Raw genomic sequence first — 16,365 nt, 5'->3', positions numbered from 1 at the left:
GTTGTGGCGGGGCGGCCGCGGCCCGGGGCGGGGCGGCGGGTGGGGCGGGTGGGGGTGGGGCCCGCGCCCCCCCCCCCCGACCCGGTGTCAGCGGTCCTCGAGGTCGCCCTCGGTTTCCAGGTACACCTGTCGCAGCCCGTCGAGGACGTCCTGCGCCGGCTCCGACCACATGTCCCGTTCGACAGCCTCGAGCAGGCGCTCGGCGATCCCGTGCAGGGCCCACGGATTCGACTGCGTCATGAACTCGCGGTTCTGCTCGTCGAGGACGTACGTCTGCGCGAGCTTCTCGTACATCCAGTCCGCGACGACGTTGGTGGTGGCGTCGTACCCGAACAGGTAGTCCACCGTCGCGGCCATCTCGAAGGCGCCCTTGTAGCCGTGGCGGCGCATCGCCTCGAGCCAGCGCGGATTGACCACCCGCGCCCGGAACACCCGCGACGTCTCCTCCGAGAGGGTGCGGGTGCGCACCGCGTCCGGTCGGGTGCTGTCGCCGATGTACGCCTCCGGGTCCTTGCCGGTCAGCGCGCGCACGGTCGCGACCATGCCGCCGTGGTACTGGAAGTAGTCGTCGGAGTCGGCGATGTCGTGCTCGCGGGTGTCGGTGTTCTTGGCCGCGACCGCGATTCGCCGGTACGCCGTCCGCATGTCGTCCGCGGCCGGGGCGCCGTCGAGGCCGCGACCGTACGCGTAGCCGCCCCAGGTGGTGTACACCTGCGCCAGATCGGCGTCGCCGCGCCAGGACTTCGAGTCGATCAGCTGCAGCAGCCCGGCACCGTAGGTGCCCGGCTTGGACCCGAAGATGCGGGTGGTGGCGCGTCGCTCATCGCCGTGCTCGGCGAGATCCGCCTGCGCGTGGGCCCGGACGAAGTTCTGCTCGGCCGGTTCGTCGAGCGCCGAGACCATCCGGACGGCGTCGTCGAGGAGCGCCAGCACGTGCGGGAACGCGTCCCGGAAGAAGCCGGAGATCCGGACCGTCACGTCCACGCGGGGCCGGCCCAGTTCGGCGAGCTCGATCACCTCGAGCCGGGTGACACGGCGGGACGCCTCGTCCCACACCGGCCGGACGCCCAGCAGCGCAAGCACTTCGGCGATGTCGTCACCCGAGGTGCGCATCGCCGAGGTGCCCCACACGCTCAGACCCACCGACGTCGGGTACTCGCCGTGATCGGCGAGATAACGCGCGAGCAGCGACTCCGCCATCGCCTGCCCGGTCTCCCACGCCAGCCGGGACGGCACGGCCTTCGGGTCCACCGAGTAGAAGTTGCGGCCGGTGGGCAGCACGTTCACCAGTCCGCGCAGCGGCGAACCGCTGGGGCCCGGTTCGATGAACCGGCCGTCGAGCGCGCGCAGCACCTGGTCGATCTCACGACCGGTGCCGCGCAGCCGCGGCACCACCTCCGCGGCGGCGAACTCGAGCACCCGGACGACGTCGGCACCGTGCTCGGCACCGACCTCCTTGGCGGCGGCGGGATCCCAGCCCGACCGCTGCAGCGCGGCGACCAGGCCGTGGGCGAGTTCCTCGATCTGGTCGACTCGTCCGCGGGCCTCGTCACCGGCCTCGCTCAGACCGAGTGCCTCCCGCAGTCCGGGGACGGTTCGTTCGCCGCCCCACATCTGCTTCGCGCGCAGTACCGCGAGAACGAGTTCGACCTCGGCGGCCCCCACGGGCGCCTGCCCGAGCACGTGCAGCCCGTCGCGGATCTGCACGTCCTTGATCTCGCACAGCCAGCCGTCGACGTGCAGCAGCATGTCGTCGAACACGTCCTCCTCGGGGCGTTCGGCCAGGCCGAGGTCGTGGTCCATCTTCGCCGCCCGCATCAGCGTCCAGATCTGCTGGCGGATCGCGGGCAGCTTCGACGGGTCGAGGGCGGAGATGTTCGAGTGCTCGTCGAGCAGCTGCTCGAGCCGGGAGATGTCGCCGTACGACTCGGCGCGCGCCATCGGCGGGATCAGGTGATCGACCAGGGTGGCGTGCGCGCGGCGCTTGGCCTGGGTGCCCTCGCCCGGGTCGTTGACCAGGAACGGGTAGATCAGCGGCAGCTCGCCGAGCGCGGCGTCGGTGCCGCACGAGGCGGACATGCCCAGGGTCTTGCCGGGCAGCCACTCCAGGTTGCCGTGCTTGCCGAGATGCACGATCGCGTCCGCTTGGAAACCTCCGGCACCCGCATCAGCTGCGATCCACCGGTACGCCGCCAGGTAGTGGTGGCTCGGCGGCAGGTCGGGGTCGTGGTAGATCGCGACCGGGTTCTCCCCGAACCCGCGGGGCGGCTGCACCATCAGCACCACGTTGCCGACCCGCAGCGCCGCGATCACGATCTCGCCGTCCGGGTCGGACGTCCGGTCGACGTACAGTTCGCCGGGCGCCGCGCCCCAGTGCTCTTCGACGGCCTCGCGGAAGTCCGCGGGCAGAGTCGCGAACCAGTCGCGGTAACGGGCCGCGGAGATGCGAATCGGGTTGCCCTCCAACTGCTCCGCCGTCAACCAGTCCGGGTCCTGTCCGCCGGCCGCGATCAGTGCGTGGATCAGCGCGTCACCGTCACCGGCCGCGAGGCCGGGCAGCGCGTCCTCCCCGTCCGCCGGGCCGAGGTCGTATCCGGCCTCGCGCATCGCGGCCAGCAGCGCGATCGCGCTGGCCGGGGTGTCCAATCCGACGGCGTTGCCGATCCGGGCGTGCTTGGTCGGGTACGCCGACAGCATCAGCGCGATCCGCTTGTCCCGGTTGGGAACGTGCCGCAGCCGCGCATGCCGGACGGCGATCCCGGCCACCCGGGCGGCACGCTCGGCGTCCGGTACGTAGGTGGTCAGTCCGTCCTCGTCGATCTCCTTGAACGAGAACGGGACCGTGATGATCCGGCCGTCGAACTCGGGCACCGCGACCTGCGTCGCGACATCCATCGGGGACAGGCCGTCGTCGTTCGACTCCCACGCCTCCCGGCTGCCGGTCAGGCACAGGCCCTGCAGGATCGGCACGTCCAGCGCGGCGAGCGCGCTGACGTCCCACGACTCGTCGTCCTCCCCCGCGGACGCGCCCGCAGGCCTGCTGCCGCCGGCCGCGAGCACCGTCACGACCATCGCGTCGACGGCGCCCAGGACGTCGAGCAGTTCCGGTTCCGCGGTGCGCAGCGAGGCACAGAAGATCGGCAGGGCCCGGGCGCCGCGGTCCTCGATCGCGCGGCAGAGCGCCTCGACGTAGGCGGTGTTCCCGGCGAGATGCTGCGCGCGGTAGTAGAGCACCGCCACGGTCGGGTTCCGTGATGTCACATTGGGGGTCGTCAGGTGACCCGATGTGACATCAGGGAACCCGGGACGGTCGAGGTGTCCCCACGTCGGGGTGTGCGCCGGGGCCTCGAACCCGACGCCGGTCAGCAGCACCGTGTCCGAGAGGAACCCGTGCAGGTGCGCCAGGTTCGCCGCGCCGCCCTCGGCGAGATAGGTGTGCGCCTGCGCCGCCACCCCGGCAGGCACCGTGGACAGTTCCATCAGTTCCGCGTCTGGTGCGAGTTCGCCGCCGAGCACGACGGTGGGCTTCCCGGCGGCGAGGACCGCGTCCAGGCCCTCCTCCCAGGCCCGGCGGCCGCCGAGGATGCGGACGATCACCAGGTCGACGCCGTCGATCAGCCCGGGCACGTCGTCGACGAGCAGCCGCGCGGGGTTCGCCCACCGGTAGTCGGCGCCACTGGCTCGTGCACTGAGCAGGTCGGTGTCGGACGTCGACAGCAACAGGATCACAGGGCTGGCCTCCTCGGGGTTTCGCGCCCCACTCGGTTCGGTGGGCAGCGTCGGAGGGTCTGACTCCCCGGGAACACCCGGGTCACAGTGGCGCGACCGCACCGGATTTGCACCGGTTTCCTCACGAGCTGCCGCAATCGCCGCTGATGCTACCGGCACGGCCCCCGTAGGCTGGTGGGTGATGTCCGATACCGAATCCGCACCTGCCCGGTCCCGACCCGACGCCTGTCCAGGGGCTCTTCAGGTGCACGAGGCCGCCGACGGCGCCCTGTCCCGGGTCCGGCTGCCCGGCGGCGCGATCACCGCAGCTCAGTTGCAGGTCCTCGCGGACGCGTCCCGCGACCTCGGCAACGGGGAGCTCGAACTCACCTCCCGCGGCAACATCCAGCTCCGCGCGGTCGCCGACCCCGACGCGTTCGCGGGCCGGCTCCGTGAGTCGGGGTTGCTGCCGTCGCCTACCCACGAACGGGTGCGGAACATCCTCGCCACCCCGTTGTCCGGGCGGATCGGCGGACTCGTCGACGTCCGCGGCTGGGTGCGGGCGCTGGACGCCGGGCTGTGCGGGGACCCGCGCCTCGCGGACCTGCCGGGCCGGGTGCTCTTCACGCTCGACGACGGCCGCGGCGACGTCTCCGCGCTGAGCGCCGACCTCGGGCTCCATGCGGTTTCCCCGGACCAGGTGGCGCTGGTGCTCGCCGGCGCCGACCACGGGGTGCGGCTGCCCGCCGACGACGGGGTCGCGATGCTGCTGGACGCGGCGCGGGCGCTGCACGAGATCCGCGGCACGCGGTGGCGTCTGCACGAGATCGACGGCGGACCGCGGCTGCTGCTCGATCGGCTGGGCCTCGGGGCGACCGCCGAGCCGATCGCCTTGACCGGACCCGAGTCCGCGGGTCCGATCGGCTGGCTCGATCAGCCCGACGGCGGGGTCACCCTCGCCGCCGGCGTGCGGTTCGGGGTGCTGCCTGCGCGCCTGGCGGACTTCCTGGTCGCCGTGGAGGCACCGATCACGGTCACGTCGTGGCGGTCGATCCTGCTGCACGACCTCGACGAAGGGGTCGCCGAACAGGTCGTCCGCGTCCTCGCCCCGATGGGCCTGATCTTCGACGCGAACTCGACGTGGCTGCAGGTCAGCGCCTGCACGGGCAGGCCAGGCTGCGCGAAGTCCCTCGCGGACGTGCGGGGCGATGCGACCGACGCCGTCCAGTCCGGTCGACTTCCCGCGGAGGGCCGCCAGCACTGGTCCGGGTGTGAGCGGCGGTGCGGCCGGCCGCGTGGCGAGGTGACCGACGTCGTCGCCACCGGCGACGGCTACCGGGTGGACCCACCCGCACGCTGAGCGTGGATCGCCCCATATCGTGGGGAGCCATGACCGACTACATCCGCGACGGAGCCGAGATCTACCGTCAGTCCTTTGCCACGATCCGGGCCGAGGCCGACCTCACCCGGTTCCCCGCGGACGTCTCACAGGCCGTCGTGCGGATGATCCACGCCTGCGGTCAGGTCGACCTCGTCGACGACGTCGCGTTCACGCCCGGCGTGGTGTCCGCGGCCCGCGCCGCGCTCCGCAACGGGGCGTCGATCTTCTGTGACGCGACGATGGTGTCGTCGGGGGTGACGCGAAAGCGCCTGCCCGCCAGGAACGATGTCGTGTGCATGCTCGGCGATCCGCGGGTGCCGGTGATCGCCGACCGTCTCGGCAACACCCGCTCGGCGGCGGCGCTGGAATTGTGGGGGCCCAAGCTGGAAGGTGCGGTCGTCGCGATCGGCAACGCCCCCACCGCGCTGTTCCACCTACTCGACATGATCGACCAGGGCGCACCGAAGCCGGCGGCGATCATCGGCTGCCCGGTCGGATTCATCGGTGCCGCCGAGTCCAAGGAGGACCTGATCCTCCGCGCCGGCGACATCGAGTACATCGTGGTGCGGGGACGCCGTGGCGGCAGCGCGATCACCGCCGCCGCACTGAACGCGATCGCCAGCGAGGTCGAGTGATGGCGGGCAAACTCTTCGGCATCGGTCTCGGCCCCGGCGACCCGGAACTGGTCACCGTCAAGGCCGCGCGGATCATCGGCGAGGCCGACGTCATCGCGTTCCACAGCGCCCGTCACGGCCGCAGCATCTCCCGCGCCGTCGCCGCCCCGTACATGCGCGAGGGACAGCTCGAGGAGCACCTGGTCTACCCGGTGACCACCGAGACCGTCGACCATCCAGGCGGCTACCAGGGCGCGATCGACGACTTCTACGCGGAGGCGTCGGAGACCCTCGCCGCGCATCTCGCCGCGGGCCGGACGGTCGCCCTGCTCGCCGCCGGGGATCCGCTTTTCTACAGCTCCTACATGCACATGCACAAGCGACTGTGCGACCGCTTCGACGCCGAGGTGATCCCCGGCGTCACCTCCATCAGCGCGGCATCCGCGGCGCTCGGGGTGCCGTTGGTCGAACGGGACGAGGTGCTCACCGTGCTGCCCGGGACGCTGCCCGCCGAGGAGCTCACGAGGCGGCTGCGGGAAACCGACTCGGCCGCGATCCTGAAGCTCGGCCGCACCTTCCCCGCTGTGCGGCAGGCGCTGGCGGACTCCGGCCGCCTCGGCGAGGCCTCGTACGTCGAACGCGCCAGCACCGACAAGCAGCGGGTCCTGCGCGCCGCCGACGTCGACGAGTCGCAGGTGCCGTACTTCTCCATCGCCATCGTGCCCAGCCCGTCGAACAATCCTGCGGCGCAGCGTGACAGCGTGACCGGGGCGAGCGAAGCGACGGGGTGTGTGACCGGGGCGAGCGAAGCGACGGGGTGTGTCACGGTCGTCGGGCTGGGGCCCGGCGACGACGCGTGGACGACCCCCGAGGTGCGCGACGAACTTGCTCTGGCGACCGATGTCGTCGGCTACACCACCTATGTGAACCGGGTACCGGTGCGGCCCGGACAGAACCGGCACTCCAGCGACAACAAGGTCGAATCCGAGCGCGCCGCAATGGCTTTGGATCTCGCCAAGCGCGGGGCTCGCGTCGCCGTCGTGTCGTCGGGCGATCCCGGCGTGTTCGCGATGGCGGCCGCCGTGATCGAGATGGCCGCCGACGAGCAGTGGCGCGACGTGCCCGTGCGGGTCCTGCCCGGCATGACCGCCGCGAACGCCGTCGCCAGCCGCGTCGGCGCCCCACTCGGCCACGACTACGCGATGATCTCCCTCTCCGATCGGCTCAAGCCGTGGGACGTGGTGGCGCGGCGGATCTCCGCGGTCGCCGCCGCCGACATGGCGATGGCCGTCTACAACCCGGCGTCGAAGTCCCGGACCTGGCAGGTCGCGGCGATGAAGGACCTGTTGCTCGAACACCGCTCCCCCGATACCCCGGTGATCGTCGGCCGCGACGTCGCCGGGCCGGAGGAGAGCGTGCGGATCGTTCCGCTCGGCGACCTCGAGCCGTCCGAGGTGGACATGCGCACGCTGCTGATCGTCGGCTCTTCGCAGACGACGATCGTCGACTCCGGCGGTGAGCGGAAGGTGTTCACGCCGCGGCGCTACCCCGGCTGACCGGTACCCGCGCCGCCGACGCGGCGTCAGTGTTCGTCGTAGTGATCGCCGTGCTCGGCGTGCCGGTGGCCGTCGTGGATGTAGTCCACGTGGTCGCCGTGCGGCACCGCGACGTGGCCGCAGCCCTCGCCGTGGTGGTGTTCGTGGCTGCCGTGCACGGAGTGCTCCGCGGTCTCGCACTCGTCGACGTGGCCGGCGTGCACGCGGTGCAAGTGTCCGTCGTGGACGTAGTCGACATGGTCGCCGTGCGGCACCGCGACGTGCCCGCAGCCGGGCCCGTGCTCGTGGTCGTGATCGGTGTGAGGGTGATGCTCGGATTGCGTCACAGGACACTTCCTCCCGGATCGACGTCAGGACGTCCCCACTCGAAGCTAGACCGCGGTGACGGGCGCCACAACACGACCGACATCGGAACCAGCCGCGCCCCCGCGCCGTTGCCTGCTGAATGCCGATTGGGTGCCGCGGACCTCTTGCACACCGACCGGCCTCCGGTGAGCTATGCGTTCATCCGGCTATCGATGGCCCGACACCTGTCAGGAAGTCCACGAGTCGCTGGTTGATCTCGTCGGGCCTCTCGAGGTATCCGTAGTGGCCGCAGTCGGCGATCTCTTCGTAGCGGCCGCCGGGAATGGCGTCGGCAACCTCGCGGCCATGGGCGGGCGGCGTCATGCGATCGTCGGCGAAGCCGATGACCAGGGTGGGCGCGGTGATACTGGCGCAATCGCCGAGCCGATTGCGTGATCGGTCCATGCCGAGCTGGGCGCGCACGCCCGCCGTGGTTCGCGGTGCGGCGGAGAATTCGAAGATGTCCAGCCACTCCTGCGCCTTCTCGGGGTCGCAGAGTGTCCGCGGCGACAGGTGCAAGAGTGCGTTCACTGCTGCGGCATACTTCGGTGGCAGTTCCACTCCCTGGTCGTGAAGGGCCTGCCGCCCCAGATTGAGGGTGGTCTCGACCGGATGCGGTCTCCCGGTGGCGGCGAGCATGACAGCCTTCGCAACCAGGTCCGGACGCGCGATCGCAAGTTCCTGGACCACGCGCGCTCCCATCGAGACCCCGACGACATGTGCAGGCGCCCCGTCGAGGTGTTCGATCAGTGCGGCCGTATCGGCTGCCAGATCGTCGATGCTCATGTTGTCCGTGCCCTCGTCCGAGGGAGCGATCCCGCGGTTGTCGAAGGTGACGACCCGGAATCCGGCCTTCACCAGGGCTGGGACCTGGTATGTGTTCCAGACGCGGCCCGGGCTGCCGCTCCCCATGACCAGCACAACCAGTGGACCGGTGCCTGTCACGGTGTAGTTGAGTCGGATTCCGTTGAGGGTGGCGATGGGCATGTCCGAGTGACTCCTTGTCATCGTGGGTGGCGGGCGGCCGTCGGCTAGGGGGCAGATCGGTATCGGGTCTCGTATCCCTCGCGTTCCTTGTCGAGCCGCTGCTGCTTGTGCTTGGCGAGGAGCTGCGGATCGAGGCCGTGGCTGACGAGGCGGTGACGCAGGTAGATGTTCTTCAGCGCGAACAGGAAGTAGACGAACGGGAGGAACAGCAGAAGGACCATGCCGATTCGGATCACCCACGGACCGGGGATCAGCATCAGGGCCGCGAGAACGGGCACGAGGGGGACGACGCAGCGGATCACGTAGCGGTGGGTTGAGCCGGGCCCCGTGACGTCGTGGACGACCCAGTCGTGGAGGTGTGGCGGCAGGGTGCGGCCGGTGAGGTAACCGAGATACTGGCGCATCGTCGGTGTGTCGGTGGTGGATTGGATTCCTGGCATCGGTCAGTCCTCTGTACTGGTGGAGGCGTAGTGGCTGTCGGGAAGGACGAGCATCCGCGCATAGCTGATGGCGCGTGGCGTCGTGTCGAAGATGTGCCGGTCCTCGCTGTCTGTGGTGGTGAACACGCCGAGGGCTTCAAGTGGGCGCACATGTTCTGGCCTGATGCCCGAGATCAACACGGTTATGTGACGGTGTTCGAGTTTGGTGATGGCATCCTTGAGGACCATGGCGCCCGTGGCGTCGAGGGCTGTCACCCGCGACATGCGCAGGATCACGACCTTCACCTCCGAGACCTCCGCAAGTTCGAGGAGGAATCGGTGGGCCGCTCCGAAGAACAACGCGCCGTCGATGCGGTAGGCGACGATGTGCTCGCGCAGAAGTTCGTGTTCCTCGGCCAGGTGCTCGTCCTGCTCCAGTGGCACCTGCTCGATCCGCGCTGCCTTGGCGACCGCCCGCAATGCGAGGATCGCGGCGAATCCGACGCCCACGGCGACTGCGGTGACCAGATCGAAAACGACGGTGACGAGGAACGTTGCGATCATCACGATGGTGTCGGCGCGAGTGGCTCGGGCGATGGCGAGGATCGAGGCAGTTTCGACCATCCGGACGGTGGTGGCCAGGAGCACCCCGGCGAGGGCGGCGAGAGGGATGTCGGCGACGAGACTTGCGGCCAGGTACACGATCGCGGCAAGGATGAGTGCGTGGGTCAGGGCCGCGAGCCGGGTGCGGGCGCCGGAGCGGACGTTGACCGCGGTCCGGGCGATCGCGCCGGTTGCCGGGACGCCTCCGAACAGCGGTGCGGCGATGTTCGCCAGGCCCTGCCCGAGCAGCTCCCGGTCGGGGTTGTGGCGCGTGCCGACTCCCATCGAATCGGCGGCGGTCGCCGACAAGAGCGACTCGAGTGCCGCGAGTGCTGCCACGGCGAGGGCCGGCGCAAGCAGCGAGGCGAGATTTCCCAGGTGTAGAAAGCTCAGAGTCGGCGCGGAGAAGCCGGACGGAATGGCGCCGATGCGCGCGATGTCCAAACCGAACAGCTGCGCGACGACTGTCGCGACTGCGATCGCGAAGAGGGAGAACGGGACCCTCGGGAAGTAGCGTCCGCCGATGAGAATCGCCACGGCGACCACCAGCGCGATGGACGGCGCCAAGATCGACGGATCCGCCACGAACTTGCGCACGGCATCGAACGCAGACTGCCACACCTTCTCGCCCTCGGCACCGGTGATTCCCAGGGCGGCCGGCACCTGCTGGAGAGCGATGACGATGGCGATACCCGCGGTGAATCCTTCGATGACGGGGGCGGGCATGTATCGGACGGCTCGGCCTACGCCCGCAAACGCCAACCCGACCAGAACCACCCCCGCGATCAACCCGACCGCAAGCACGCCCTCCGGACCGTACTCGGCCACGATCGGCACCAGGACCACTGTCATCGCCCCGGTTGGGCCGGACACCTGGAAGCGGGAACCTCCGAACACTGCCGCGACCGCTCCGGCGATGACCGCTGTCGTCAGACCCGCGGCTGCGCCGAGGCCGGAGCTGACACCGAAGCCCAACGCCAATGGCAGCGCGACCAGCGCCACGATGAGGCCGGAGAGCAGATCGGCGCCGGGTGTGCGGACCGCGGGTTTCCACTCGCTCCACCTGGGGAGGAGTTCGGCGACCGTCCGAACAGCGCCGGGGACGCGGCCACCGGCAGGGCTGGTCGCGTTCGCGGGCCCGTTCGGGTTTCCAAGTTCAGACATGTGCAGCTTCCTCGGTATGCCGAGAGTCTCGCCATCTCGCTAGTTACGAATGTTGGCAATCCACAAAAATGGAAGGTTGGACGATGCGGGTGACACCGTTCAGCCCACTGTCGGGGACAAATGTTGCGGTGCGCGGAGGAGTGCGATCTCGGTGCCCGAGTCCAGCACCCCTGTGCGCCGGATGTCAGGCTTCGCGGCGACGGGTGCGGCCCCGGACGCGACGGAAGTCGGCATCTCGTGTGGTGGCCGGTTTGCCGGGATACAGATCGGCGAGGGCGGGAGCACTGAGCCGGAGCCTGAGGGCGCCGAGCTCCTCGCGCAGGACATCGGGCAGGGTATTGCCGCCGATGGCGGCGTACCACTCGTCGATCAGCTGAGTCTCGGCGAGCCACTCGTCGACGTCGACCTTCAAGGCGGCGGCAATCTTGGTGTGGTCGAGCTGCAGGCCCGTCAAGTCGAGTGCGTCCACCGCTGGCACGTATCCGATCGGCGTCGACTCCGCCACCCCCTGACCTTCGATCCGCTCGAGTGCCCACTTCACGATCCGGACGTTCTCTCCGAACCCCGGCCACAGGAACTCGTCGTCGTCACCGCGCCGGAACCAGTTGACGTAGAAGATCTTCGGCAATCTCGCCGGATCCGCCTTCGCCCCGATGTCCAGCCAGTGCCCGAAGTAGTCGCCGACGTGATAGCCGAGGAATGGCAGCATCGCCATCGGGTCGCGGCGCACCACACCGACCTTGCCGGCCGCCGCCGCGGTGGTCTCCGAGGACAGTGTGGAGGCGAGGAACACTCCGTGTTGCCAGCTCAGCGACTCGGTGATCAGTGGAACGGTCGTGGCCCGGCGGCCCCCGAAGAAGATCGCCGAGATCGGCACGCCGGCAGAGTCGTTCCATTCCGGGGCCACGGTGGGGCACTGCGCGATCGGGGTGCAGTACCGAGAGTTCGGGTGCGCCGCACGCTCGCCCGAGTTCGGGGTCCAGTCCCGGCGCAGCCAATCGGTCAGGTGGGCGGGCGGCTGATCTGTCATCCCCTCCCACCAGACGTCGCCGTCGTGGGTGAGCGCGACATTGGTGAAGATCGAGTTGCCCCGCTCGATGGTGGCCATCGCGTGCGGGTTCGTGTGGGCGCCGGTGCCGGGGGCTACGCCGAAGAACCCCGCCTCGGGGTTGACCGCGTACAGTCGCCCGTCCTCACCGAAGCGCATCCAGGCGATGTCGTCGCCGAGCGTTTCGGCGGTCCACCCGTCGAGTGTGGGCTCGAGCATCGCGAGGTTCGTCTTCCCGCACGAGGATGGGAACGCCGCGGCGATGTAGTGCACCTCCTGTTCGGGGGAGGTGAGTTTGAGGATGAGCATGTGCTCGGCGAGCCAGCCCTCGTCCTTGGCCATCTTCGAGGCGATGCGCAGGGAGTAGCACTTCTTGCCGAGCAGTGCGTTGCCGCCGTAGCCGGAGCCGTAGCTCCAGATCATCCGCTCCTCGGGGAAGTGGGAGATGTACTTGGTGTGATCGCACGGCCACGTGGAATCCGCCTCGCCCGGACGGAGCGGGGCGCCGACCGAGTGCAGGCATTTGGCGAATTCGGCTCCGGCAGTGAGCTTGTCCCATACCTTGGCCCCGGATCGGGTCATGATCTGCATCGAGACGGCCACGTACTCGGAGTCGGTGACCTGAACACCGAACTTCGGTTCTGCTGCGTCCAGCGGGCCCATACAGAAGGCGATGACGTACATCGTGCGACCGGACATCGCGCCGCGGTAGTGCTCGGTCATGACCGTCTTCATGTCGACGGGGTCCATCCAGTTGTTCGTCGGCCCTGCGTCGGCCTCGAGTCTGGAGCAGATGAAGGTTCGGTCCTCCACCCGGGCCACGTCCTCCGGATCGGACCCACACCAGAAGGAGTTCGGCTTGCCCTCGAGTCGGACGAACGTACCCTTGTCGACCAGTTGCGTCGTCAGGCGGTCCCATTCGTCGGCGGATCCGTCGCACCACACCACGGCGTCGGGGCTCGTGAGGTCGGCGACGTCGACGACCCAGGACACGATCTCCTCGTGCATTGTCGGGGCGGCCCCGATACCGGTTGCGGGTGTGGTCACGGGTGTTCTCCTCACGGATACCTGCGGACGTGGCGTGTCATGTGTGGCTATTGGTTGGTGGACAAGGCGATGGCGCGGCCGACGTGCCGGGCTATGGCCGGGGTGACGAGGCCGTCGTCCGACGACGGCAGTGTCTGTCCCGGGGGTGTGGTCAACGCCAGGGCTCGCGCGCACGCGGCGAGGATCTCAGCGGTCACCTTCGTCGTGTCGTGCCCACACAGAGCGCTCATCAGGCCCGGCACGACCAACCGTCCCAGCGCGAAGCGGTCGGTCGGCCAGGCCACGGTGCGGCCGGGCGCGTCGGTGTCGGTCGCGGTGCCGGCGAGATCGATCAGGACATCGTGGCGCTGCATCAATCGCCGCAGGGGGAACGCATGTGCGTCAACTCTGCTCCAGTTGATCACCTCGCCGATTCCGGACTTCAACAGGACCGGACCGAGGAGGGGTGCGCGTTCGGGGCCGTTGATCACGACGCGTCCCGAACGGGGTGCGGCACCGCCGCGACGAAGAAGGGAAATCGTGGTTGCCACCAGTGCGGCGGTCAGCACATCGAGTTCGGTGACGATCACGGGTCCGCCACGAGCATCCACGTCGTCTGCGATCCGGGAGGACTCCCCCGCCCCGATGCCGGTCACGAACGCAACCGACACACGCGGTGATGCCGAGGCGATCCGCGCTGCGACAAGCCGGGAGTCCCCGGTGGCCATGGGAAGCCGCAGCACCCGAATCGGGGTGCGGCGGCGAATCAGATCCGCGTACATCTCCATCACCATCCAGGGCGAGCGTTGCGGCTCGGCCGGAGAACGGTCGCGACGGGATGCGCCGACAGTCACAACGGCGGCAGTGATCCCCTCGAGCTGAACACCCGTGCCGCCGGCGGGTCCGCGCGTGTCGTCGTCTTCGTCAGTCACCCTCGTCGTCCATTCATGCAAGATGCATATTTAAGAAAGTCTGCAATCAGTGGGTATGAGTAAACCCGGCCGGCGCCCGTTCGGTCAGCCTGCGGCCTCTCCTACCAGCACTGCCGACTCCGCTTGTTCTTCGAGCAGCTCGGCCTGCCCCGCGACGACGCCCGTGAGAATCCCCTTGGCGATCGCCAGCAGATCCGCGACCTTCGGCGAGGTCAGCGTATAGGACACCGACAGACCTTCCCGCCTGGCCGTGACCAGCCCGGCGCGACGCAGGATCGACAGCTGCTGAGACAGGTTCGCCGGTTCGATCCCCACCTCGGGCAGCATCTCCGAGACGGCGTGATCACGCTCGCTCAGCAACTCGAGGACCCGGATGCGTGCCGGGTGCCCCAGCGTCTTGAAGAAGTCCGCCTTCATCTGATACAGCGGTTGGCGCGCGCTCGTGGCCATTGCGCCTCCTGTCGTCTCCGTTGCGGGAGTGGTCGTCTTCGCTCGTAGCGACGTGGTCATGCACCCTCGCTTTCGCGGGATCATCCCACACGGAAGGCGCCACTTGCGAATTTTAGCAATTTGCTAGTCTCTGCGCTGCCAGCTTCCCCCGGTCGCACGTCTCGCGCCCTGCGGTACCCGTGTTCGTGTTTCAGTTTCAGTCGAGCAAAATTCGAAAATGGTTGGTGTGTCGACTTTTTCATGCTTCGCTGATATTAAGAACCTGTTCTAACCAAAACAGTGGAGGTTGTTGACCATGGGCACACCAGTGATCGTCGAGGCAGTGCGTACCCCCATCGGCAAGCGCGGCGGCTGGCTGTCTGGCCTGCACTCGGCCGAGATTCTCGGTACCGCACAGAAGGGCATCGTTGACCGCGCGGGCATCGATCCGCTGCTGGTCGAACAGGTCATCGGCGGATGTGTCACCCAAGCCGGCGCCCAGTCCAACAACGTCACCCGCACCGCGTGGCTCGCAGCCGGGCTCCCGTGGCAGACCGGCGCCACCACGATCGACTGCCAGTGCGGCTCCGCACAGCAGGCCAACCACCTCATCGCCGGCCTCATCGCGACCGGTGCGATCGACATCGGCATCGCGTGCGGTGTCGAGTCCATGAGCCAGGTCCCGCTCGGCGCCAACGTCGGAACCGACGCAGGCCCGCGCCGCCCGGCATCGTGGGACATCGACATGCCCAACCAGTTCGAGGCCGCCGAGCGCATTGCACGCCGCCGCGGCATCATCCGCGCCGACATCGAGACCCTCGGTGTCCGCTCGCAGGCCCTCGCGAAGCAGGCGTGGGAGGAAGGCCGCTTCAACCGCGAGATCGTCCCGGTCACCGCGCCGGTCATCGGTGACGACAAGCAGCCGACGTCGGAGATGAACGTCGTCAGCCGCGACCAGGGCCTGCGCGACACCACCGCCGAGTCTCTCGCCAAGCTCACGCCGGTCCTCGAGGGCGGTATCCACACCGCGGGCACGTCATCGCAGATCTCCGACGGGGCCGCCGCCGTCCTGCTCATGGACTCCGACCGCGCCCGCTCACTCGGGCTGACGCCCCGCGCCCGCATCGTCAGCCAGGCCCTCGTCGGCGCCGAACCCGAGTACCACCTGGACGGCCCCGTCCAAGCCACGTCCCGGGTGCTCGAGAAGGCCGGCATGAAGATCGGCGACCTGGACCTGTTCGAGGTCAACGAGGCATTTGCCTCCGTAGCGCTGTCGTGGGCGCAGGTGCACGGGCCGCACATGGACAAAGTGAACGTCAACGGCGGCGCGATCGCACTCGGACATCCCGTGGGCAGTTCAGGGTCCCGATTGATCACCACCGCCCTGCACGAGCTCGAGCGTCGCGACGGCTCGACCGCGCTGATCACGATGTGCAACGGCGGCGCGCTGGCCACCGGCACCATCATCGAGCGGATCTGACCGTCTCGGTGTCGGCCATCGGACCCATCCGCCGAAGGCCGGCACCGTTTCGTCGCGGAGTGCCCCTCGCATGTGGGGCCGTCGAAAATGAGACCGCAGAGGCGAGTCGGTTCACCTGAGAGGCGCCGACTCCGCGGCATCGGTGTTCCGCAGCAGCCTGAGCCCAGGACGACAGGTGATGGACTCGTTCACCGTCTCGAATACGATGCCTCGAATGGACCAGCCACTTCCCCCGTGCCCCCAGTGCTCGTGTGTGTACACCTACGAGATGGGCGCATTGATGGTGTGTCCGGAATGCGCGCATGAATGGGAACCAATCTCCGAGCCAACGACCTATGCGGACGGTCCGGTGATCAAGGACGCCGTCGGCAATGTCCTCGCTGATGGAGACACGGTCACTGTCATCAAGAGCCTCAAGGTGAAGGGCAGCCCCACAGGAATCAAGACCGGGACGAAGGTGCGTAATATTCGCCTCGTCGCCGGTGTCGGTGACCACGACATCGATTGCAAGGTTGACGGCATCGGCCCCATGCAACTGAAGTCGAGCGTCGTCAAGAAGGTCTGAGGCGCGGCAGTGGAAGCACTGTGCCGACTCTGATCGTATGGCGGCGCAAGGTGAGTCATCTCGACCCTCCGGACCGCCGGACAGGGCTGATCGACCCGGGACCTCGGA

General features: G+C 68.8%; 13 protein-coding genes and 1 riboswitch. Of the genes, 5 read left to right on the top strand and 8 right to left on the bottom strand.

The genetic code is table 11. From position 1 onward, the window contains the following. Positions 1 to 87: 87 nt before the first annotated feature. On the bottom strand, positions 88 to 3,729 hold the full coding sequence (locus ACWDU4_RS23710; RefSeq protein WP_450116385.1) for a cobaltochelatase subunit CobN: 3,642 nt from the start codon (positions 3,727 to 3,729) through the stop codon (positions 88 to 90). 35 nt (positions 3,730 to 3,764) lie between these two features. Beyond that, positions 3,765 to 3,901: riboswitch (cobalamin riboswitch) on the bottom strand. A gap of 9 nt (positions 3,902 to 3,910) precedes the next feature. On the opposite strand from ACWDU4_RS23710, the gene cobG reads away from it, so the two are divergent. The 3 genes from cobG to cobJ are packed head-to-tail and all read left to right on the top strand — an operon-like array spanning position 3,911 to position 7,259. Beyond that, entirely contained in the window at positions 3,911 to 5,068 is a 1,158-nt protein-coding gene (cobG, locus tag ACWDU4_RS23705; protein ID WP_450116384.1) for a precorrin-3B synthase, read from the top strand. 29 nt (positions 5,069 to 5,097) lie between these two features. Next, a complete protein-coding gene (locus ACWDU4_RS23700; RefSeq protein WP_450116383.1) occupies positions 5,098 to 5,724 on the top strand; it encodes a precorrin-8X methylmutase in 627 nt (208 codons plus the stop codon). Continuing rightward, positions 5,724 to 7,259 (top strand): precorrin-3B C(17)-methyltransferase, encoded by a 1,536-nt coding sequence (gene cobJ / locus ACWDU4_RS23695; RefSeq protein ID WP_450116382.1) that lies wholly within the window; start codon positions 5,724 to 5,726, stop codon positions 7,257 to 7,259. Before ACWDU4_RS23700 ends, cobJ begins: the two co-directional genes overlap by 1 nt. A gap of 26 nt (positions 7,260 to 7,285) precedes the next feature. Here cobJ and ACWDU4_RS23690 read toward each other — a convergent pair whose 3' ends face one another. From ACWDU4_RS23690 to ACWDU4_RS23660, 7 genes are all read right to left on the bottom strand, one after another. After that, the gene (locus ACWDU4_RS23690) at positions 7,286 to 7,585 is read right to left on the bottom strand and encodes a hypothetical protein (protein WP_450116381.1); all 300 of its coding nucleotides are present in this window, start codon (positions 7,583 to 7,585) and stop codon (positions 7,286 to 7,288) included. 178 nt (positions 7,586 to 7,763) lie between these two features. Then, on the bottom strand, positions 7,764 to 8,591 hold the full coding sequence (locus tag ACWDU4_RS23685; RefSeq protein WP_450116380.1) for an alpha/beta fold hydrolase: 828 nt from the start codon (positions 8,589 to 8,591) through the stop codon (positions 7,764 to 7,766). Between the two features lie 44 nt (positions 8,592 to 8,635). Beyond that, positions 8,636 to 9,031 (bottom strand): DUF5313 family protein, encoded by a 396-nt coding sequence (locus ACWDU4_RS23680; protein ID WP_450116379.1) that lies wholly within the window; start codon positions 9,029 to 9,031, stop codon positions 8,636 to 8,638. A 3-nt stretch (positions 9,032 to 9,034) separates the two neighbouring features. After that, positions 9,035 to 10,777, bottom strand: a complete 1,743-nt coding sequence (locus tag ACWDU4_RS23675; RefSeq protein WP_450116378.1) for a SulP family inorganic anion transporter — start codon at positions 10,775 to 10,777, stop codon at positions 9,035 to 9,037. A 184-nt stretch (positions 10,778 to 10,961) separates the two neighbouring features. Further along, a complete protein-coding gene (locus tag ACWDU4_RS23670) occupies positions 10,962 to 12,833 on the bottom strand; it encodes a phosphoenolpyruvate carboxykinase (GTP) (protein ID WP_450116387.1) in 1,872 nt (623 codons plus the stop codon). A gap of 86 nt (positions 12,834 to 12,919) precedes the next feature. Continuing rightward, positions 12,920 to 13,783: a hypothetical protein gene (locus ACWDU4_RS23665; protein ID WP_450116377.1), complete on the bottom strand. Its 864-nt coding sequence runs from the start codon at positions 13,781 to 13,783 to the stop codon at positions 12,920 to 12,922. An 84-nt stretch (positions 13,784 to 13,867) separates the two neighbouring features. Next, positions 13,868 to 14,233, bottom strand: a complete 366-nt coding sequence (locus ACWDU4_RS23660; protein ID WP_450116376.1) for an ArsR/SmtB family transcription factor — start codon at positions 14,231 to 14,233, stop codon at positions 13,868 to 13,870. 295 nt (positions 14,234 to 14,528) lie between these two features. Between ACWDU4_RS23660 and ACWDU4_RS23655 the strand changes: the two genes are divergently transcribed. Next, positions 14,529 to 15,692 (top strand): steroid 3-ketoacyl-CoA thiolase, encoded by a 1,164-nt coding sequence (locus ACWDU4_RS23655; RefSeq protein ID WP_450116375.1) that lies wholly within the window; start codon positions 14,529 to 14,531, stop codon positions 15,690 to 15,692. Positions 15,693 to 15,906: 214 nt separating this feature from the next. Continuing rightward, on the top strand, positions 15,907 to 16,257 hold the full coding sequence (locus ACWDU4_RS23650) for a zinc ribbon domain-containing protein YjdM (protein WP_450116374.1): 351 nt from the start codon (positions 15,907 to 15,909) through the stop codon (positions 16,255 to 16,257). Positions 16,258 to 16,365: the final 108 nt, after the last annotated feature.

It is taken from the genome of Rhodococcus sp. NPDC003348 (genome assembly GCF_053589375.1).
This window is presented reverse-complemented; position numbering and strand designations above follow the sequence as displayed.